General features: G+C 71.8%; 18 protein-coding genes. 9 read left to right on the forward strand and 9 right to left on the reverse strand.

The window, feature by feature from the left end; genetic code table 11:
- Nucleotides 1-105: 105 nt before the first annotated feature.
- Nucleotides 106-1,635 (reverse strand): flavin monoamine oxidase family protein, encoded by a 1,530-nt coding sequence (locus tag EF387_RS04090; protein WP_420802523.1) that lies wholly within the window; start codon nt 1,633-1,635, stop codon nt 106-108.
- Between the two features lie 265 nt (nt 1,636-1,900).
- Between EF387_RS04090 and EF387_RS04095 the strand changes: the two genes are divergently transcribed.
- Nucleotides 1,901-3,244, forward strand: coding sequence for a COG1361 family protein (locus EF387_RS04095; RefSeq protein WP_128375085.1), 1,344 nt, complete (start codon nt 1,901-1,903; stop codon nt 3,242-3,244).
- Nucleotides 3,245-3,629: 385 nt separating this feature from the next.
- Here EF387_RS04095 and EF387_RS04100 read toward each other — a convergent pair whose 3' ends face one another.
- Complete coding sequence (locus tag EF387_RS04100; RefSeq protein ID WP_128375086.1) at nt 3,630-4,835, reverse strand: flavin-containing monooxygenase; 1,206 nt, start codon at nt 4,833-4,835, stop codon at nt 3,630-3,632.
- A gap of 186 nt (nt 4,836-5,021) precedes the next feature.
- Between EF387_RS04100 and EF387_RS04105 the strand changes: the two genes are divergently transcribed.
- The 3 genes from EF387_RS04105 to EF387_RS04115 are packed head-to-tail and all read left to right on the forward strand — an operon-like array spanning nt 5,022 to nt 6,517.
- On the forward strand, nt 5,022-5,474 hold the full coding sequence (locus tag EF387_RS04105; RefSeq protein WP_128375087.1) for a DoxX family protein: 453 nt from the start codon (nt 5,022-5,024) through the stop codon (nt 5,472-5,474).
- On the forward strand, nt 5,471-5,899 hold the full coding sequence (locus EF387_RS04110; RefSeq protein ID WP_128375088.1) for a Zn-ribbon domain-containing OB-fold protein: 429 nt from the start codon (nt 5,471-5,473) through the stop codon (nt 5,897-5,899). The genes EF387_RS04105 and EF387_RS04110 overlap by 4 nt, the downstream gene beginning before the upstream one ends.
- Before the next feature lie 15 nt (nt 5,900-5,914).
- Nucleotides 5,915-6,517 (forward strand): GNAT family N-acetyltransferase, encoded by a 603-nt coding sequence (locus EF387_RS04115; protein ID WP_128375089.1) that lies wholly within the window; start codon nt 5,915-5,917, stop codon nt 6,515-6,517.
- Between the two features lie 70 nt (nt 6,518-6,587).
- Here the strand turns inward: EF387_RS04115 and EF387_RS04120 are convergent, their stop codons facing one another.
- Both EF387_RS04120 and EF387_RS04125 read right to left on the reverse strand, forming a co-directional pair.
- A complete protein-coding gene (locus EF387_RS04120) occupies nt 6,588-7,247 on the reverse strand; it encodes a pyridoxine/pyridoxamine 5'-phosphate oxidase (RefSeq protein ID WP_128375090.1) in 660 nt (219 codons plus the stop codon).
- Between the two features lie 269 nt (nt 7,248-7,516).
- A complete protein-coding gene (locus EF387_RS04125; RefSeq protein ID WP_128375091.1) occupies nt 7,517-8,701 on the reverse strand; it encodes a thiolase C-terminal domain-containing protein in 1,185 nt (394 codons plus the stop codon).
- A 211-nt stretch (nt 8,702-8,912) separates the two neighbouring features.
- Between EF387_RS04125 and EF387_RS04130 the strand changes: the two genes are divergently transcribed.
- Both EF387_RS04130 and EF387_RS04135 read left to right on the forward strand, forming a co-directional pair.
- Nucleotides 8,913-10,118, forward strand: coding sequence for an acyl-CoA dehydrogenase family protein (locus EF387_RS04130; RefSeq protein ID WP_128375092.1), 1,206 nt, complete (start codon nt 8,913-8,915; stop codon nt 10,116-10,118).
- The gene (locus EF387_RS04135) at nt 10,118-10,588 is read left to right on the forward strand and encodes a nitroreductase family deazaflavin-dependent oxidoreductase (RefSeq protein WP_128375093.1); all 471 of its coding nucleotides are present in this window, start codon (nt 10,118-10,120) and stop codon (nt 10,586-10,588) included. The genes EF387_RS04130 and EF387_RS04135 overlap by 1 nt, the downstream gene beginning before the upstream one ends.
- Before the next feature lie 329 nt (nt 10,589-10,917).
- On the opposite strand, the gene EF387_RS04140 is transcribed toward EF387_RS04135, so the two are convergent.
- Nucleotides 10,918-11,553, reverse strand: a complete 636-nt coding sequence (locus EF387_RS04140) for a TetR family transcriptional regulator (protein WP_128375246.1) — start codon at nt 11,551-11,553, stop codon at nt 10,918-10,920.
- A gap of 116 nt (nt 11,554-11,669) precedes the next feature.
- Between EF387_RS04140 and kbpA the strand changes: the two genes are divergently transcribed.
- Together kbpA and afsK are read left to right on the forward strand one after the other, a co-directional pair.
- Nucleotides 11,670-12,497 carry an AfsK-binding protein KbpA gene (gene kbpA / locus EF387_RS04145; RefSeq protein ID WP_128375094.1) on the forward strand — a complete coding sequence of 276 codons (828 nt, stop codon included), beginning with the start codon at nt 11,670-11,672 and terminating at the stop codon, nt 12,495-12,497.
- A gap of 551 nt (nt 12,498-13,048) precedes the next feature.
- Nucleotides 13,049-15,403, forward strand: coding sequence for a protein serine/threonine kinase AfsK (gene afsK, locus EF387_RS04150; RefSeq protein WP_128375095.1), 2,355 nt, complete (start codon nt 13,049-13,051; stop codon nt 15,401-15,403).
- A gap of 84 nt (nt 15,404-15,487) precedes the next feature.
- On the opposite strand, the gene EF387_RS04155 is transcribed toward afsK, so the two are convergent.
- The 3 genes from EF387_RS04155 to EF387_RS04165 are packed head-to-tail and all read right to left on the reverse strand — an operon-like array spanning nt 15,488 to nt 17,833.
- Complete coding sequence (locus EF387_RS04155) at nt 15,488-16,258, reverse strand: enoyl-CoA hydratase/isomerase family protein (RefSeq protein ID WP_128375096.1); 771 nt, start codon at nt 16,256-16,258, stop codon at nt 15,488-15,490.
- Entirely contained in the window at nt 16,255-16,680 is a 426-nt protein-coding gene (locus EF387_RS04160; protein WP_128375097.1) for a Zn-ribbon domain-containing OB-fold protein, read from the reverse strand. The genes EF387_RS04155 and EF387_RS04160 overlap by 4 nt, the downstream gene beginning before the upstream one ends.
- A 1-nt stretch (nt 16,681) precedes the next feature.
- On the reverse strand, nt 16,682-17,833 hold the full coding sequence (locus EF387_RS04165; protein ID WP_128375098.1) for a lipid-transfer protein: 1,152 nt from the start codon (nt 17,831-17,833) through the stop codon (nt 16,682-16,684).
- A 144-nt stretch (nt 17,834-17,977) separates the two neighbouring features.
- On the opposite strand from EF387_RS04165, the gene EF387_RS04170 reads away from it, so the two are divergent.
- The gene (locus EF387_RS04170) at nt 17,978-19,588 is read left to right on the forward strand and encodes a FadD3 family acyl-CoA ligase (protein WP_238431325.1); all 1,611 of its coding nucleotides are present in this window, start codon (nt 17,978-17,980) and stop codon (nt 19,586-19,588) included.
- A 182-nt stretch (nt 19,589-19,770) separates the two neighbouring features.
- Here EF387_RS04170 and afsS read toward each other — a convergent pair whose 3' ends face one another.
- Nucleotides 19,771-20,136, reverse strand: coding sequence for a regulatory protein AfsS (gene afsS, locus EF387_RS49675; protein WP_338058081.1), 366 nt, complete (start codon nt 20,134-20,136; stop codon nt 19,771-19,773).
- Nucleotides 20,137-20,199 lie beyond the last annotated feature (63 nt).

A 20,199-nucleotide genomic window follows, 5' to 3' on the forward strand; every position in this document is an offset into this window, starting at 1 on the left:
CCCCCCCCCCCCCCCCCCCCCCCCCCCCCCCGCCGCCCGCGGGGGGGGGGGGGGGGGGGGGGGCCCCCCCCCCCCCCCCCCCCCACTCCGGAGTCGCCGAAGAGATCAGAGCGCGTCCAGGACCTCCTTCGCCACCCGCTCGCCGGACCGTACCGCGCCGTCCATGAAGCCGTTCCAGTAGCCGGAGGTCTCCGTGCCCGCCCAGTGGATGCCGTTCACCGGGGTGCGGCGGGCCTTGCCGTACTGGGTGAGGACGCCGGGCGGGGCGTAGGCGACGGGGCCGCCGCGGGAGTAGGCCTCGTTGTTCCAGCGCTGCAGGACGAACGAGGTGGGGGTCTTGGCCTTGTCGCCGAAGTAGGTGACGTAGTCCTTGAGGACGGCCGCCTTGACCTCGTCCACGGAGGCGGAGTCCAGCGTGCGCATCTCATCTGCCTCGATGAAGCCCATCAGGGCGCCGTAGGAGGCGTCCGGCGGGGAGTTGTCGAAGGTGGAGCGGACCGTGCCGGTGTCGCTGACGATCTGGCCGTTGAGGCCGTCCGCGCGCCAGAACGGGGTGTCGTAGACGGCGATCGCCTTGCCGATGGAGCCCATCGGGAGGCGCTGGGTGAGCTGGTCGCGCAGGGCCGGCAGCAGCGGGTCGTACTGGATGCGGGAGGCCAGCGGCGGCGGGACGGCGACGACGACCCGGCGCGCGGTGACGGTGACGCCGTCCGCGGTGACGGTCAGCTTGCCGCCGGAGGAGGCGATGGAGCGCACCGGAGCGCCGAGCACCACCTTGTTGCCCAGCGACTCCGCCAGCTTCTGCGGGATGAGCCCCGAACCGCCGACGAAGCGCAGCTCCTGGGCGCCGTTCGCGGTGTCCGTGAGGCGTTCCAGAGTGCCGGGATTGGACGCGTCGCCCGCACCGGCGATGTAGGAGAGCACGAACAGCAGGGAGAGTTCGCGGGGTTGGGCCGAGAAGATGGAGGTGCAGGCCACGTCGAAGAGGAACTTGGCCGACGGGATCACGGCGTTCTTCCGCAGCCAGGTCTCGAAGGTCTGGCCGTCCCATTCGACGGCCTTCTCCGCGGTCCAGGGCGCGTCCACCGGCACCTTGGTCGCCATGTCGTCGAGCATCGCCTGCACGGCGGCGGCGTTGGCGAGGCCCGCGATGTCGATCGGCGGTACCGAGCCGAGCAGGCCGTCGGTGGCGTACGGGGTCTTCGTACCGTCCTTGTACAGCAGGTTCTTGCCGGTGTTGTACGTCGGGAAGGTCTCCACACCCAGGCTGTCGGCGAGCGCCTTGATGCGGTCCTGGGTGGGGCCGATGAACTCCCCGCCGCCCTCGGTGACTCCGCCGTTGGCCAGTTTGAGGTTGACCACCCGGCCGCCGACGCGGTCCCGGGCCTCCAGGACGACGACGGACTTGCCGGCCGCCGCGATGTCGCGGGCCGCGGTGAGCCCCGCGAGCCCGGCGCCGACGACGACGACGTCGGCCTCCCGGGCCGCCGCGGCCGAGGCGGTGCCGGTGCCCACGCCGGCGAGGGTGACGACACCCGTCGCGGCGGCGCCGCCGAGCATCGCGCGTCGGGAGAGCCTTGCGGGAGCTCTTCCGGAGTCGGAGTCCTTCGCGGAGACCTGTCTTTCACGTGCCACGTGCGTCCTCCGTCGTAAGCGGTACAGGCGAGTGTGAAGTGAATGGTGTTCAGAGCGAGCATTGTGGTGCATCCGGACGGTCCTGCACAGAGTTTTGACTGACCGGTAAGTAATGTGATTCCAGAGGTACTTGACGCATCGATATGCGAATTCGGTACAACCGTTCCGCACCCTTGACCGTCCACCTCAAGGCGTCGGACAACCCGACGCGTGAACGGGACCGAGTTCACCGGACCTTGGGTCCACCGAGCCTGTGGGGGAAGACATGAGACCTGTCTCCGTCGGGCGCACCGCGCGCCTCGGAGCCTGTGTCACCGCGGCGGCCGGTCTGCTGGCGTTGACGCCGGCCGTCCCGGCATTCGCCGATGAGACCGACCAACTGTGGGTCGACGCGCCCTCCGAGCTGAGCCTGCCGCTCGGCGTGGACGGCGGGCCGCCGCAGACCCGATCGCTCGACCTCGGGTTGTACCACGACAACGACAACTTCACGGTGACCGACGGCCGCCTCACCGTGGACATCTCGGGGCTCACCGGCGTCGCCGAGGTGACCTGGCCCGACAACTGCGCGCCGAGCGGGACGACCGCGGTGTGCAGCGTTCCCGAAGTACCGACCATCGGGGCCGACTACGACGAGCAGATCCACCTCGCGGTGCGCGCGGCGGACGGCGTCGCGGCCGGGGCGCAGGGACGGATCACCTACGAGGCCACGGCCGTCGGCGGCCCGGACGGCACGCTCACCGCGCCGCGGGAGAGTTTCGACACCACGGTCACCATCGCGGCCGGGCCCGACCTCGCCCTCGCCGACGTCGCACCGGTCAAGGGTGCGAAGCCGGGCACCACCGAGACCGTGCCGTTAGCCCTGACCAACAAGGGGAACGGGGCCGCGAACGGCTTCACGCTGAAGATGTTCGCGTCTTACGGGCTGGAGTTCCCGACGAAGTACGACGAGTGCTCGTACACCGGGATCGGGGGTACGGACGAGGCGCCAATGACTCAGGTGACCTGCGCCTTCGACGAGGTGCTGGAGCCGGGCGACTCCTTCGCGCTCCCCGCGCCGCTCCGGGTCGTGCTCGCCGGGCACGCCATGGGCGAGCGGCTGGACCTCAGCGTGGAGCCTGGTGGCGGAGCCACCGACATCTCCGACGACGACAACTACGTGGTGGCCGGTTTCGCCGTCGACAACACCGCGGACTTCGCGGTGACCGGTGCCGCGGTCTCGGGCGCGGCGGGCACCACCGTCACCGCCCCGCTGACCTTCAAGAACAACGGCCCCGGCTGGCTGGGCAACCTCGGTTCCGGCGAAGCCGTCGCCGTGGTCAGGCTGATCGTGCCGCAGGGCACCACCGTCACCGGGGTCCCCTCGGGCTGTGAACCGCGCACTCTGGGCGGCGGCTACTACCCACGCCGGACGGGCGCCCCGCGATACGACTGCGACCTGCCGTACTGGGTGCTGGAGAACACGCAACGCCCGTACGCCTTCACGCTGCGCATCGACACGGTCCTGCCCGGCACGACCGGCGCCGTCAGCATCCATCCCGGTTGGGGGAACAGCGGGTTCCCCTTCGATCCGGACATCACGAACAACACCTCCGTGCTCGCGGTGAACTAGTGTCCTGCGCCGGAAGTTCCTAGGCGGTTCCGGCTGAGCCGCCGACGGTCAACGCGCCTGATCGGCGGCCGGGGATCCGACCGTCGAGACGAGACAGATCTACCGACGGATTTCTGGCGCAGGACACTAGTGTGCCGCAGGTGGTTCGTCGTTGGATCCCGTAGGAGTTCATCTAATGGGACTCGAAGACGGTCGTCACCAGCCCTGAGCAGAGTCGGGGGTTGAGATCTGCCGGGATACGGGGGCCTCTCCGTGGCCCGAAACCTGAGGTTGAGCGAGACGCCGGGTGTTCGTCGGCCTCGCTCAACCTGAGGCACCAGCCATGTGAGAGCGGTTCGGCAGACGCGTATCTGCAGGCGCCTATGCGCATGCAGATACGCACGCTTCAGCGCGCGGCGGGACGGGAGGCCCGCGACGTGTTGCGTGCCACCGCCTTCGCGATCTTCGGTGCGTCGAGCGCGATCTCGCGGAGCGTCCCGCTGATCGGGTTGGCGAAGCCGGTGAAGTAGAGCCCGGGCGCGTTCCTGGGGCTGTGTGCCCCGTGCACCACCGGCTTCCCTCGCTCGTCCAGTACGCCGAGGTGCCCGACGAGGCCCTCCAGCGCCCGCCGGTACCCGGTCGCGGCGATCACGACGTCCGGCCCGATCCGCTCGCCGTTCGCGAGCAGCACCTTCCCGTCCTCGAAGCCCTCCACGGCGGCCACGACCTCGACCTTCCCCTTGCGTACGGCGTCGATGAGGCCGACGTCCTGCACGGGGATCGCGCCTTCCTTGACGCGCGAGTAGAGCCCGCTGTCCGGGCGCGGCAGCCCTAGTGCGGACAGATCGGGGACGCTGAGCCGGGCCATCGGCCTGGCCAGCCGGTCGACGAGCGCGACCGGCAGCCGCCGCACGAGGACGGCCGTGTACTGGGCGGCCCAGCCGGCCGTCGAGCGTCGCACGATGTGGGGCGCGGTGCGGACGGACAGACGCACCCGGGAAGCGCCGCCCTCGACCAGGTTGACGGCTATCTCCGCGCCCGTGTTGCCGACGCCGACGACGAGGACGTCGCGGCCGGCGTACGGGGTCGGTTCGCGGTACTCGCCGGCGTGCAGGAACTCTCCGGTGAAGGTGTCGCGGCCCGGCCAGTCCGGGATGTTCGGCGTGTGGTTGTAGCCGGTGGCGACGACCACCGCGCTGCCGGTCAGTTCCCGGCCGCCGGTGGCGTGCAGCACCCAGTCCTCGCCGGAGCGCTCGATGCGGGTGACCTCCACGCCGGTGACGATCTCCAGTTCGTGGTGCTCGGCGTACTTCTCCAGGTAGCGCACGACGTCGTCGCGGGACACCCAGCGTCCGAACCTGCGCGGCATCGGCAGGCCCGGCAGTGCGGACAGCCGACGGGTGGTGTGCAGCCGGAGCCGGTCGTAGTGCCTCCGCCAGGAGGCGCCGACGTGCTCGGTCTTCTCCAGCACGACGGCCCGTACGCCCTGGGCACGCAGCGCGTACGCCGCGGACAGCCCGCCGGGACCGCCGCCGACGACATACACGGGACGGTCGTTCTGGAGCGGCACGAGCGGGTGCCCCGAGGATGACGAGTGGGGGGAGTCAGCCATGAGCGGGAGCGTAACCGCCGGTTCACTTGGTGGGTCTCGGTCAAGCCGGGAAACCATTGCGAATCGATCACGGCCGGCGGAGAAGTGTGTGGTGTCGGTGGCGTACGCCTCTTGCGCTCGTGGCGCCCGTCCGCTGAACTGACGTACCGTCAGATACTGGCCTGACGGGCGACGGGAGGCTGCCGCATGGACACGGTCTGGCTCAGCGGGGCGGAGTGGGTTGCCGTGTTGCGGATCGGCCTCGGGCTGTGGTGGCTGGAGAGCTGGCGGCACAAGGACAAGAAAGGGTGGTTCCAGCGGGGGACCGGGATCGCCTGGGCCGCCGACGTCGCGGCCAAGCACCGGTGGAACGCCGTCCGCAGCGGCTTCGACGTGGTCGTCGCGCCCCGGCCGCAGACCATGGCGTATGTCGTCGTGTACGCCGAACTCGCCCTCGGACTCGGCCTGGTGAGCGGATTCCTCACCCCTGTCGCCCTGGTCGGCGGGCTGCTGCTCAATCTGCTCTACCTCGTCCTCATGATCCACGACTGGGCCGAGCAGGGGCAGAACTCGATGATGGCGCTCATCTCGGTGGTCGCGCTGTTCACGATGTCGTGGCAGACGTGGTCGCTCGACGACGTGTTCGGGTTGTTCCAGTGAGCGGCGCCCACCGCGCGACGCGGTTCGACCTGCCGGACATCGACACCTTCACCCGGCCCTACTGGGACGCCGCGGCCGCGGGCATGCTGCTGCTGCGCCGGTGCGGCGCCTGCGACCGGGCCCATCACTACCCGCGTGAGTTCTGTCCCTTCTGCTGGAGCGACGACGTGGGCTGGGAGCCCGCGAGCGGGCGCGCCACGCTCTACACCTGGTCCGTCGTCCACCGCAACGACCTCCCGCCGTTCGGCGAGCGGGTGCCGTACGTCGCGGCCGTGGTGGATCTGGCGGAGGGGCCCCGGATGATGAGTGAGGTGGTGGAGTGCGCGGAGGAGGATCTGCGGGTCGGGATGGGACTGGAGGTGGCCTTCCGGGCCCTCGGAGAGGAGGGGGCCGTCGTCCCGGTGTTCCGGCCCGTCCGACCGTAGCGAAACAATGGGCCGATGGCCGATCTGCGTGAGCCCCACACCATCCGCCCGCTGCCCGAACTGTCCGACGGCACAGTGCTGTTGCGCACGTGGGACCCCACGTCCGACGTGGATGCCGAAGCCTGGCTGCGTGGCCTGACCGATCCGGAGTTCCTGCGCTGGAACACCCTGCTGACGGCGGTCGAGAACCTCGCCGCGGCGCGGGACACGCTGCTCGCCCGGGAGGAGGACCGGCGACAGGGCGGCAGCGCCTCCTTCTGCATCGCCGACGCGGACAGCGGCGCGGTCCTCGGCCACATGGGCGTCAACGACATCAACCCGGTGATGCGCAACGCCCGCGTCGGCTACTGGGTCCTGCCGGAGGCCCGCGGCCGGGGGGCCGCCCGCCGCGCCCTCACCCTCGCCACTCGCTGGGCCTTCGCCGAACTCCCGCTCCACCGGCTGGAACTGGGCCACGCCCTCGGCAACGGCGCCTCCTGCCGGGTCGCCGACCGCTGCGGCTTCCCGTACGAAGGCACCCTCCGCGGGGCGATGTTCGAGGCTGGGCGCAAGGACGCCTTCCGGGACGTCCATCTGCACGCCCGGCTGGCGACGGACCCGGAACCCGCGGACCCGTGACCCGCGGAACGAAGGTGAACTCCACCGAAGGTGAAGTCCACCGAAGGTGAACCCCGCAGCCGCCCCGGCCTCACGGCCACAGCAACTCCCTGCGCCAAACACCCCCCACCTTGCGGTAGTTCAGGCGTACATGCCGCCTGCGGGCGTCGCCCTGGAAGAACTCCGCCTCCGTGGGGTGCAGGTGGTACAGGGTCCAGCTCGGGGCGGCCGCGTCCGGTTCCTCCTGGGCGCGCTGCCAGGCCGCGTCGGACGCGCTGTGCAACTCGTCGAGTGACGACAGGACTTCGCTCTGGCGACCCACCAGGGCCGACGCCAGCGCGCCCAGGGAACGAGCCCGCAGGTCCGCCCGGCTCGCGGTCGCCGAGTCGGTGGCGACCGTGCCGCGCAGCCGGATCTGGCGGGCCTGCGCCGCCCAGTAGAAGTGCAGCGCCGCGCGGGGGTCCGCCGCGAGCTGACGGCCCTTGCGGCTCGTCGAGTGCGTCGCGAACGACCAGCCGTGGGAAGCGTCCGCCCCGTGCAGCATCACCGTCCGCACGTCCGGCGCGCCCTCCTCGTCGACCGTCGCCAGCGCCATCGTGTGCGGCTCGGTCTGCCCGGCCGCCACCGCCGCGGCGAACCACTCGGCGAACAACGCGAGCGGTTCCTCCGGCGCGACCGACGGGTCGAACTCCGGCAGCTCCGTGTCCCACACCTTCTGCGTCCGCAACAGCGCGTCGAGATCGTGATCCATGGGCCGAGTATCCTCTGCGGCCTGCGGCCTGCGGCCTGCGGCCTGCGGCCTGCGGCCTGCGGCCTGCGGCCTGCGGCCTGCGGCCTGCGGCCTGCGGCCTGCGGCCTGCGGCCTGCGGCCTGCGGCCTGCGGCCTGCGGCCTGCGGCCTGCGGCCTGCGGCCTGCGGCCTGCGGCCTGCGGCCTGCGGCCTGCGGCCTGCGGCCTGCGGCCTGCGGCCTGCGGCCTGCGGCCTGCGGCCTGCGGCCTGCGGCCTGCCGCCGACGGGCCCTCAGCCTCGCCCCAGTACCACCGTTCCCGACGAGCAGAACCAGCCGCCCGTGCCGGAGGCCACGGCGAGTTGCGGCAACCGGCCGCCCGCCCGGCGGACCTGGCGGTCGCCGGCCTCGCCGCGTAGTTGGCGTACCGCCTCCACCAGCAGGAACAGGCCCCGCATGCCCGGGTGCTGGGCGGACAGTCCGCCCCCGTCCGTGTTCACAGGCAGCTCACCGGTGAGCGTCAGCCGGCCTTTGGCGAGCTCGACGAAGGCGCCCCCTTCGCCCTTCTCGCAGAACCCCAGGTCCTCCAGCGTCACCAGTGTCATGTAGGTGAACGCGTCGTAGATCTCGGCCAGGTCGATCTCCTCGGGCCGCACCCCTGCCCGTCCGAAGGCGAGGCGTCCGCTCTCGGCCGCGGGCGAGACGGTGAAGTCGGTCCACTCGGACATCGTCGTGTGGGAGACGTGTTCGCCGGTGCCGAGGACCCAGACCGGTCGCGTACGGCAGTCCCGTACGAGGTCCTCGGCGGCCAGCAGCACCGCCGCACCGCCGTCCGAGCGGATGCAGCAGTGGAGTTTGGTGAAGGGGTCCGCGATCACGGGACCCGACAGGACCTCGTCCACGGTGATCGGGGTGCGGAACATCGCCTCGGGATTCGCCGCCGCGTTGGCGCGGGCCTGCACGGCGACCGACGCGAGCTGTTCCAAGGTGGTGCCGTACTGGTGCATATGGCGACGGGCCGCCATCGCGTACTTTGCGATCAGGGTGTGCCCGTACGGGACCTCGAACTGCAGGGGGCCGCGGGCCCCGAAGGACAGGTTCGCGGTGCGGCGGCCCGCCCTGAGGTCGGCGCGGGCGGTGGAGCCGTAGGCGAGGAGGACGGCGTTGGCGCGGCCGGCGGCTATCGCGTCCGCCGCGTGCGCCGCCATCACCTCCCAGGTGGATCCCCCCACCGAGGTGGAGTCCACCCAGGTCGGCCGGAGGCCCAGATACTCGGCGACCTCGATGGGCGCCAGCGTGCCGAGGCCCGCCGAGGCGAACCCGTCCACCGCCTCGCGCCCGAGCCCCGCGTCGGCGAGCGCCCGGCGGGCGGCCTGGGCGTGCAGGGCGTAGGGCGTTGCGTCGTCCACCCGGCCGCAGTCCGACAGTGCGACGCCGACCACGGCGACCTTGCGGTTCCCCGGAGCACCAGGAGTCATGGAATCTGACGGTACATTAGATGCGGGGTGGGAGGGAGGTCCCGGCGGAAGGGCGTCACGGCTCTGTGCATCCGCGGGAGACCGTCCTAATATGACGCACCGTCAGATCCGCGGCCGGTCGGCGAGTGAGCCGAAGGGGCGCGTCGGCGTCTCGACACCGACACGGGCGACCCGGAGGCGAACCGAGCCACAAAAACAGGAGCGCGCGCCCATGGACACGAACCTCACCGCCGAGCAGCTGGACATCCGGCGCACGGTAAGGGAGTTGTTGCTGAAGCGGTGCGGGGCGGAAGAGGTGCGGGCCGCCGTACTGACACCCGCCGGATACGACACCGCGCTCTGGTCCGCCCTCGCCGGGCAGCTCGGACTGCCGGGGCTCGCGCTGGCCGAGTCGTACGGCGGCGTGGGGTGCACCATCACCGAACTCGCCCTCGCCGCGGAGGAACTCGGCGCGGCACTCGCTCCCTCGCCCCTGCTTGCCACGGCGGTCCTCACCGCACCGCTGGTACGGGCCCTGGGCACCGAGGGGCAGCGGGCCGAACTCCTGCCCCGGCTGGCAGCGGGGGAGCTGACCGCCGCGCTCGCGGTACCGGGCACGGCACTCGCCACCGCGCTGGCCCTGGCCGACGACAACCGGGGCGACTGGGCGGGCGGCGGGCGCGCGGGCGGGGTGCAGGCCCGGCGGACGGACGACGGCTGGCGGCTCTACGGCCAGGCGGACCAGGTGCTGGACGGCCACAGTGCCGGGCTGCTGCTGGTGGCCGCGCACACCGGGGGCTTCGCCCGCTCGCGGACGCCACTGTTCCTGGTACGGGCGGACGCGGCGGGCCTCGTCCGCGTACGGCAGACGGCGCTGGACGAGACACGGCCCCGGGCCCGGATAGAACTGCGCCATGTGGTCGCCGAGTTGCTGGGCGACGACGACGCGGCGACGGCCGTTCCGGGGGAACTGGCAGCCGCCGGGGACGCCGCAGCCGCCGTGCTCGCCGCCGAGGCCGTGGGAGCCGCCGACCGGGCGTTGGAACGGACGGTGGAGCACGTACGGCAGCGGGAGCAGTTCGGGCGGGCGGTCGGGTCGTTCCAGGCCGTGCAGCACCGGCTCGCGGACGTCTACGTCCAGGTGCAGGCAGCCCGCTCCGCCGCCTACTACGCTGCCTGGTCCGCCGGGGTCGGCGGTGGCGAACGCGTGGGCGGGCTGGCCCTGGCGCAGGCGCTCGAGGCCCTGCGGACGGCCGCCGCCGAGGCGATCCAGCTGCACGGCGGCATCGGCTTCACCTGGGAGCACGAGACCCATCTGTACTTCAAGCGGGCGGCGGGGGACGAGCTGCTGTTCGGGCCGGGGCACCGGCTGCGGGCGCACGCCGCCGACGCCGCGGGACTGTTCACGGCCGGACACGGTGCGGAGGTGAGGGTGTGATGCCGCCCGGAAAGCGTCTGCTGCAGAAGGTGGCGTCGTCACCGTCCTTCGCCCGGTACGCCCCCTACGTCGTCCCCGCCATGGATCTCGCCGTGCACCGGTTCACCCGCGGCCGGGTGCAGCTGAGCGCGCAGATGCTGCCCGGGGTCGTGCTCACGGCGACCGGTGCGCGGAGCGGGCAGCCGCGCCGTACACCGCTGGCCTGTCTGCCGGAGCCGGCCGGTACCTGGATCGTCATCGGCTCCAACTACGGCCGCCCGGCGCACCCCGCCTGGACCGCGAACCTGCTCGCGCACCCGGACGCCGAGATCAGTTTCAAGGGGCGGGACATCCCGGTCAGGGCCCGGCTGCTGCAGGGCGAGGAGCGGTCCGCCGCCTGGCGGGAGGCCCTGAAGATCTGGCCGCCGTACGCGACGTACCAGGCGCGGGTCGACCGCGAGATACGGGTGTTCCGCCTTACTCAGCGGTGAGCCGGAGAGAGGGTGGGGGGCGCGCAAGCGCTGTGGGGAGGGCCGAGCAACCGGCCCTCCGCACGCTCGGCCCATGACACCACCATCAACCACATATGCCACTCAGGCAACCGGAGAGTGACTCAGGCGCACTGCTCACGGAAACCTCGAAACTCACGCCGTACGTCGCAAGATCGAACGCGCGGACCGCGCCGATCTTCCAGATCCGTACAGGAAGCCCCAGAGCCGCACACCGCCCGGAAACGCAGCAGGCGGCAGTCCACGTAAGTGAACTGCCGCCTGTATGACAGGACTGGGGGAACCTGATGCTGCGGGGCGTAACTACTCGGTCACTTGGTCGGCTTTCTGCCGGTGATGCCCAGATGCACCAACAGCGCCAGGTTGGGCTTGAGTTCGGCCGCCTTGACGCCCCAGGACGTGAAGCCCTTCTGGTGGGACGCCACCGCCGCGAGCATCGCGACCAGCGAACCGGCGATCGCCGGCGGGCTCAGGTCCTTGTCGACCCTGCCCTTGGCCTGGAGCTCCTTGACCGTCTCCACCAGGGAGTTGTTCACGGAGTTGAGGATCTTCATCCGGATCTTGTAGAACCGCTTGTCGCCCTCGGCGGCACCGAGATCCACGACCCGCAGGATCGCGTCATTCTTGCGCCAGAAGTCCAGGAACCCCTCGACGAGGTCCTGCGACGTCTGCCAGCCGGCCTTGCCGACCCAGGAGCGCCCTTCGAGCAGCTGCGTCAAAGCGGCGCCCTCCGCGGCCATTTGCTCGGCGATCTCCAGTACCGCGCCTTCGACGTCGGGGAAGTACTGGTAGAAGGTCGCCGGCGAAGTGCCCGCCTTGCGGGCGACGTCGATCACTTTCACGTCCCGGTAAGGGGACGAGCTGAGCATTTCGCTGAGGCAGTCGAGCAGCTTCTGCCGCGTCGCCTGCCCGCGCCGACCGGCCACGCGGCCGTCGACGGTACGCACTTGTCCTGTCATGCCGTCAGCTTACCGAGGGGTGATCGGAGCGCGATTCGGCCGACTGCAAATGGGGAGTGCGCCCACCGCGGGCGCGGCGGCGGAAAGGCCATTAGCTTGACCACATGGCCGTATTCAGAGAAGGCGTGCCCTGTTGGGCCGACGCGATGCTCCCTGATGTTGAGGCGGGCAAACGCTTCTACGGAGAGCTTTTCGGGTGGACCTTCGACAAGGAGACGCATACCGAATACGGCATTCGCAGGGCCGGCTACAGGGAGTATCACTACCGCGAGTATCTGGTCGCCCGCAGCGAGGACCGGACGGTCGCCGCCCTCGCGCCCAAGCGCGACGGACGGATGCCCACGGTCTGGACGGTGTACTTCGCCACCCCGGACCTCGCCGCGCTCACCGAGCGTGTCCGCCAGGAGGGCGGACAGCTGGTCACGGGCCCCGTGCCGGTCGGCACCCAGGGCATGCTGGCGCTGGTGGCCGACCCCGAGGGTGCCGTCTTCGGCCTGTGGGAAGGCGGGGCATGCGCCGGGTTCGAGAAGTGGCGCGAAACGGACTCCGTCGTGTGGACGGAGGTGTACGCGCGCGAGGAGACCGTCGTCGACGCCTTCTACGAGCGGGTCCTCGGCTTTGGCGCACTGGACCTGCTGGACGGCGGAGCGGGGGTGCGGATGTGGTCGCCCGCCGGGTCCGAGCCCACGCCGGACACCGTGATCGGCTGCCGCCGCCGGGTCTCCGACGTGTTCCCGGCCGAGATGCCGCCGCATTTCCTGGTCCATTTCGGCGTGGCGGACTGCGAGGCCGCGGTGGCGGCGGTGACCCGCCTCGGCGGCCGAGTCCGGGTGGACCCCTTCGAGGTGCCGTACGGGCGGATGGCGGTGGTGAGCGACAACCAGGGAGCGGAGTTCGCGGTGTTGCAGAGGACGCCGGTGGTGTTGACCTGAGGTGACGGGGCACCTGCGCTTCGTGGGGGGATCGGGCATCCGGCAGGCACCCGCGCTTCGGGGATACGGGCGTCTCCGCAGGCACCTGCGCTCCGCGGGGTTCCGGCGCAGCCGGGCACCTGCTCGGCGGTGGCCCGGACCTGCGTGAGCGGCGTGTGCAGGTCGGGGCCAGCACCTGCTCGGCGATGGGCGCCTCGGGACCGTGGCGGTCGGGGGCCGCGGTGGTCGAAGCGGGAGCCGTCAGCGCGTGCCTGCTGTGGCCTGCCGTCGCGGTGGGTCCAGTGTGACGATTCGAAATTACTGTGCTCATACGAAATCCATGTCGGCTTCTGGTCCGAATCCGCCGGGGGTGCCATCCGTGCGGGCGAGGTGCGTCCGGTCGGAGGGTTGTTTTGTCCGGACGCGCCCCGTTCCGCCCACGGGTTCGCAACCGGTGCCCCGGACAGGAAGAATCAGGGGTGTGTTCCGTCACCCCGACCGGGTGGTGAGACGCTGCACGGGGCCGTGGTCAAATCGTGGGTGCACGGCCTGTACGGGGAGGTGGCAGGGCAGTGGTGGATCAGCTGACGCAGCACGATCCGCGGCGGATCGGACCGTTCGAGGTGCTGGGACGGCTCGGCGCGGGCGGCATGGGGCTGGTCTATCTCGCGCGCTCGGCCTCGGGCCGGCGCGTGGCGATCAAGACCGTCAGGACGGAGCTCGCCGAGGACCAGCTCTTCCGGGTCCGCTTCACGCGTGAGGTCGAGGCCGCACGGGCGGTCTCCGGCTTCTACACGGCCGCCGTGGTCGACGCTGACCCACGGGCCGCCGTGCCGTGGCTGGCCACCGCGTACGTACCGGCGCCCTCGCTCGAGGAGATAGTGACCGAGTGCGGGCCGCTGCCGGCCCAGGCGGTGCGCTGGCTCGCGGCGGGCGTCGCGGAGGCGCTGCAGTCCATCCACGGCGCCGGACTGGTCCACCGCGACCTGAAGCCGTCGAACGTCCTCGTGGTCGAGGACGGGCCGCGCGTGATCGACTTCGGTATCGCCTCCGGCGTGTCGAACACTCGTTTGACGATGACGAATGTCGCGGTCGGTACACCCGCCTACATGTCGCCCGAGCAGGCCAAGGACTCGCGCAGCGTGACCGGCGCCAGCGATGTGTTCTCGCTGGGCTCGATGCTGGTCTTCGCCGCCACCGGCCACGCCCCCTTCCACGGCGCCAACCCCGTCGAGACCGTCTTCATGCTGCTGCGCGAGGGCCCTGACCTGGAAGGGCTCCCGGAGGAGCTGCGTCCGCTCATCGAGTCCTGCATGCAGATGGAGCCCACCGCCCGGCCCAACCCCGCCGACCTCCAGGCCCAGCTGGCCCCCCACCTCTTCGGCTCCGGTTCCGACGACAGCGGTACGGCCTCGGCCTGGCTGCCCGAGCGGGCGGTGGGCCTGATCGAGACGCGCCGCGGCGGACGTCCGGCCACCAGGTCGTCGCCGTCGACGCAGGCGCGCAGCGGCGGCCGAGGCGCCGCCCTGCCCGCCGTACCGCCGCCACCCCTGGAGCCGCCGCGGCCCGCCGCCCTGCCCGCCGGGCACGGGGGCGTACCCGACACGGGTCCGGTTCGGCTGGCCGGGGCGCAGGTGCCGATCGGGCCCGGACCGCGGGTGGCCGACGCCCGCGCCGCCGCCGTGGACGCGCCCCCTCCGGAAGCCGGACTCGCCGCCTCCTGGTCGCGGCCCCGGGCGGGCGTGAACGGCGCAGACCCGGCCGTACCGGGCGTCCCGCCGGCCCCCGACGCGGGCGCGGCCTGGCGACCGTGGCGCTTCCGCATGTCCAACGACGTCTGGGGCACGCCCACCGTCGCCGGCGATCTCGTCTACGTCACCTCCTTCGAGGTGCACGCGCTGGACGTGGCCACCGGCCGCCGGCGCTTCAAGACGAGGGACGTCGCCTGGTCGATGGCGGTCGCGGACGGCCGAATCCACGCCTCCGACGGCCCCACCCTCATCGCCCTGGACGCCCGCGAGGGTGGCGACCTGTGGCGGCTGCCCGCGGACGCCTGGGTGTACTCGCTGAGCGCCGACCGGGGCACCGTCGTCACCGGTACGCGCGGCGGCGGCGTCCAGGCCTACGAGGCCGCGAACGGCCAGAAGCTGTGGGAGATCACCGGCGCGCAGACCGACTTCGAGGCTCCCGAAGCGGGGCCCTCCGTGCACGACGGCACGGTGTACGTCTGGAAGGACGCGAGACTGCGGGCCCTGGAGGCCCGAACGGGTGAAGAGCGCTGGTCCTACCCGATCGGTGACGCGGCCTCCTGCGGCGGCGTACCCGTCCGGATCACCGAGGCGTCCGACGGATGCGTGTACGTCTCCGCCGGCACCCGCGTCCTCGCCATCGATGTCGCGAGCGGGCACGTCCGCTGGCACTTCGAGGCTCCCGCGGTCTTCCTGTGCGCGCCGACCTTCGCGCCCGGGCCCGCGGTCACGGGCGGCGGCATCTACCTCGCCGACTACCTCGGCACGGTCTACGCCCTCGACTCCGCCGACGGCCGCGACCGCTGGCGCATCGCCACCGAGGCCCGGGCCTCCATCGAGCCCGTGCTGGTCGCGGACGGCCACGTCCACGTGGGCAGCGGCAAGGGCCTCTACACGCTGGACGCGGTCACGGGCACCCCGAAGTGGCGCTTCCAGGCGGGCGGCGACATCGTGGGCGCGCCCGCGGTGGCCGAGGGCCGCATCCACTTCGGCTCCACCGACCACCTCCTGTACACCCTCAAGGCCGACGACGGCCGGCTCCGCTGGAAGCTCGCCACCGGCGGCGAGATCACCGGCTCGCCGGTGGTGATGGACGGGGTGGTGTACGCGTGCAGCAAGGACCGCTGCGTGTACGCCCTGGACGCGGAGAAGGGAACCGGGACGGCTCGCACGGCCTGACCTGCCGTCGCGTGTGGGGGCGCCCGTCTGGTGTGGGGTTGCCCGTCAGCGTGTGGGGTCGGACGGCTTGTCGCCAGGCCTCGCTCAGCGCAGGCGGAAGCCCTTGCGGCGTTCCTCGAACAGGGCCGCCTGCTCGTCCAGGGGCAGGTTGCCCAGGCTGATGAGCTGCGGCGCCTGGGCGGTCGCATGTGCCCGTGCCGCCTCCCGGGCCGTCCACAGCGCCCGTACCGTGCCCTGTACGGCCGCCGGCGGACAGGAGGCGATGACCGTGGCGCAGTCCACTGCGGCGGTCAGCGCGCCGCCGGGAGCGGTGATCTCCGAGACCAGCCCGACCTCGTACGCCCGCCGTGCCGAGACCCGCTCGGCCGTGCCCATCAGCGCCATCCGCGCCACCTCCCCGTACGGCATCCGCTGGGCCATGGAGACGGACTCGTACGCGCTGACCATGCCGTAGGTGGTGTGCGGGTCGAAGAAGGTCGCCGACTCGTCCGCGACGACGAACTCCGCCTCGCCCAGCAGGTAGAAGGCCCCACCGCAGGCCATGCCGTTGACGGCGGCGATCACCGGCTTCCACAGGTCGCCCGCCTTGGGGCCGACCGAGCTGAGCGGGTCGTCCACCATGTAGGGCGAGTTGGGCTGCTCCACCGTGACGCTCCGGTCGAGGCCGGTACAGAAGGCCCGTTCCCCGGCCCCGGTGACGACGACCGCGCGCACGGTGTCGTCGAACCGGAACTCCCGCCAGGCCCGCCTGAGCCGGTCCGCGGTGTCGAGGTCGATGGCGTTGAGCTTCTCGGGCCGGTCGAGGGTCACGACGGCCACGCCGGTGTCCTTGTCGGTGTCGATCCGCACGCTCACGGCCGCTCCAGCACCCAGCGCGGGACGATCACGCCGGCCACCTCGCCGAAGACGGCCTGGACGCGGGCACCGACCCGGATCCTCCGCGGATCCACGGAGTTGAGGGGCGCGTCGGGTCCGCTGACGAGGTTCCCGACGAGCCGGACGCGCGGCGCCTCCACGAGTTCGACGACGATCGCGTTGTACGGAGCCTGCTCCGCGTAGGCGGGCAGGAGCGGCGGATGCGGGACGACGTACGACCAGATCCGGCCCCGCCCGCTCGTCCTGCGCCACTCGCTGTCGAAGGACCGGCAGTGCGGGCAGCAGGGGCGGGGCGGGAAGCGGAGCTCGCCGCAGTCCGCGCAGGACTGGATCCTGAGCTCGCCCTGCGCGGCGTACCGCCAGAAGGGGGCGCCGTCCTCGTCGACGACCGGTGTCAACATGTCAACTCCTCAGCAGGAGAGCGGAGGTGGGCACGCCCTCGCCCGCCGTGACCAGGCAGGTGGCGGCGTCCGGTACCTGTGCCGTGCTGGTGCCGCGCAGTTGCCTCACCCCTTCGTTGATGAGGTTGAAGCCGTGGACGTAGGCCTCGGACAGGCCCCCGCCACCGGTGTTGATCGGGAGCCGGCCGCCGATCTCCAGGGCCCCGCCCTCCGTGAACGCCCCGCCCTCCCCCCTGGCGCAGAACCCGTACCCTTCCAGGGACAGCGGTATGAGCGCGGTGAACGCGTCGTAGATCTGCGCCACGTCCACGTCCTCGGGCCCGAAGTCGGCCTGTTTCCACAGCTGTCGGGCGGTGGTCCAGGCCGGTCCGGTGAGCGGGTCGTCGTTCCAGTAGTTCACCATGCCGTGGTGCTGGGCGGGCAGGCCCTGGGCGGTGGAGTGGACGTAGACGGGCTTGCTGCGGCAGTCCAGGGCCCGCTCGGCGGAGACGATGACGCAGGCCAACGCCCCGTCCGTCTCCAGGCAGTTGTCGAACAGGCAGAGGGGCTCGCTGATCCACCGCGAGGTCATATACATGTCGCGCGTGAGGGGCCGCTCGTACATCATCGCGGCGGGGTTCTGGTTGGCGCGGTTGCGGCAGGCGAGGGCGACGTTGAAGAGGTGGTCACGGGTGGCGCCGTACTCGTGCATGTAGCGGCGCGTGAGCATGGCTATCTCGTCCGCCGGGCGGAGCAGTCCGAAGGGCCGGGTCCACTGGGCGGGCGTGGGCAGTTGGACGGTGGTGTTCTTCCACGGCCGGGGTCCGGACCCCCGCTTCCTCGACCGCCAGGCGACACCGACGCTCGCCTGACCCGTGGCGATCGCGGCGGCGAGGTGGGCGACGGTGGCGCACGAACCGCCGCCGCCGTAGCCGACCTTGCTGAAGAAGGTGAGGTCACCGAGCCCGATGGCCTTCGCCAGCTCGACCTCGTCGGTCTCCTCCATGGTGTAGGAAGCGAGACCGTCGACCTCCTCCGGCGCGATGCCCGCGTCCTCGAGCGCGGCCAGGACCGCCCGGCAGGCGAGGGTCTTCTCCGACTCCGGGAGCCGTTTGGCGAAGGGTGTCTGACCGATGCCGACGATGGCAGTGGCGTCCTTGAGGGGCGCGGGCATGCCCACCTCCGCTGCGGTGGCCGGGAGCTGACAGTGCGTCAGGCTAGCGCTAATCTGACGGGTAGTCAGCTAGTGGGTCCGGACTGCGGTCGGCCGGTCGGAACCGGTCGGCCGATCGGAACGCGGATGGTCGGGAGGCGTACGGTGCGCGGAGACCTGGAGTGGGGCGGCATACCGGGACTGGTGCGGTCGGCGGCCTCGCGGTACGCCTCCCTCGAGGCGGTGGTGGACGGCCGCACCCGCATCACCTACGCGGAACTCGGCGCGCGCGTGGAGCGCGCGGCGGCGGCCTGCGTCGCGAACGGCGTACGGCCCGGCGACCGGGTGGCGATCTGGGCCCCGAACACCCTGGACTGGATCGTCTCCTCCCTGGGCGCGGTGTCGGCGGGCGCCGTACTGGTCCCGCTGAACACCCGCTTCAAGGGCGTGGAGGCGGCGTACGTACTGCACCGGAGCCGGGCCAGGCTGCTGTTCGTGACGGGCACGTTCCTCGGGACGTCGTACGTGGCGTCGCTGCGGAGGGCCGCGTCGGAGGGCGAGGGCCGCGGGCCGCTGCCCGGACTTCCGAGCCTCGAACAGGTGGTGGTCCTGGCGGACGACGCACCGGAGGACTTCCGCACCTGGAAGGACTTCCTGGCGAGCGGCGACGCGGTGCCGGAGGCGGAGACACGGGCCCGGGCCGACGCGGTCGAGTCGTCGTCCCTGTCGGACATCATCTTCACCTCGGGCACGACGGGCCGGCCCAAGGGCGCGATGATCACGCACGGGCAGACGCTGCGCGCGTACGAGATCTGGAGCGACCTCGCGGGCCTGCGCACCGGGGACCGCTACCTCATCGTGAACCCGTTCTTCCACACCTTCGGCTACAAGGCCGGGGTGCTCGCCTGCCTCATGCGGGGCGCCACGATGATCCCGCAGCCGGTCTTCAACGTGGACACGGTCCTGGCCAACATCGCGGCGGAACGCATCTCGGTCCTCCCCGGCCCGCCGACGCTGCACCAGTCCCTCCTCGACCACCCCGCACGCGACGGCTACGACCTCTCCGCCCTCCGCCTGGTGGTGACGGGCGCGGCGGTGGTCCCCCTGCGGCTGGTGGAACGGCTGCGCACGGAGCTCGGCGTGGGGACGGTCCTGACGGCGTACGGCCTGTCGGAGGCGAGCGGGATCGTCACGATGTGCCGACGCGGGGACGAACCACCCGTGATCGCGGCGACGTCGGGCCGCGCCATCCCGGGCACCGAGGTCCGGGTGGTGGACCCCGCGGGCTCGGCGCTGCCGCCCGGCTCCCAGGGTGAGGTCCTGGTCCGCGGCTTCAACGTGATGCGGGGCTACTTCGAGGACGAGGCGTCGACCGAGGCGGTGCTCGGCCCGGACGGCTGGCTGCGCACGGGCGACATCGGCGTCCTGGACGCCGCGGGCAACCTCCGCATCACCGACCGCCTGAAGGACATGTTCATCGTCGGCGGCTTCAACGCCTACCCGGCGGAGATAGAGCAGGTGCTCGGCCTGCACCCCGACGTGGCGGACGTGGCCGTGATCGGCGTCCCCGATCCCCGGCTGGGAGAGGTCGGGGCGGCGTACGTGGTCCGCCGTCCGGACTCCTCACTCACCGCGGACGACCTGATCGCCTGGTCCCGCCGGGAGATGGCGAACTACAAGGTGCCGAGGACGGTGGAGTTCGTGGGGGAGCTGCCGCGGAACGCGAGCGGGAAGGTGGTGAAGGGCGAACTGCGCTCCCGCCGCACGGACCTCTGACGCCGGCCGGCCTCCGGGACGAGGCCGGCTCGGGCTCGGCCCCATGGGTGTTGCTTGGTCAGGGTGTGTGGTGGTCCGCCGGCGCAACCGGTGTGCTGACGTGGATCTTCCTCTTGACGCACCTCGGCCGCGGCGGCTCCCCCTCCGCGCCGCCGCGGCCGATCCCCGTTGGGATGGAAGTCTCAGATGTCCTCCGCCACGGGCGGGGCGGGTGCGTGGTTGTCCATCGCGACGACGCCGTCTTCGGCGGGCGGGGCGGGTGCGTGGTTGTCCATGGCCACGACGCCGTCTTCGGCGGGCGGGGCGGGTGCGTGGTTGTCCATCGCGACGACGCCGTCTTCGGCGGGCGGGGCGGGTGCGTGGTTGTCCATGGCCACGACGCCGTCTTCGGCGGGCGGGGCGGGTGCGTGGTTGTCCATCGCGACGACGCCGTCTTCGGCGGGCGGGGCGGGTGCGTGGTTGTCCATGGCCACGACGCCGTCCTCGGCCGGCGGGGCGGGTGCGTGGTTGTCCAGCAGGGAGACGTCTTCGTTCTTGACGTCGCTCATGGTCACTCCTGTTTTTCTTGAAGGTCTGCTCGACAGGAGCGCCCGTTCAGCAACTCCCCCGTG

This window comes from Streptomyces cavernae, assembly GCF_004023625.1.
In the GTDB taxonomy this organism is placed as follows: domain Bacteria; phylum Actinomycetota; class Actinomycetes; order Streptomycetales; family Streptomycetaceae; genus Streptomyces; species Streptomyces cavernae.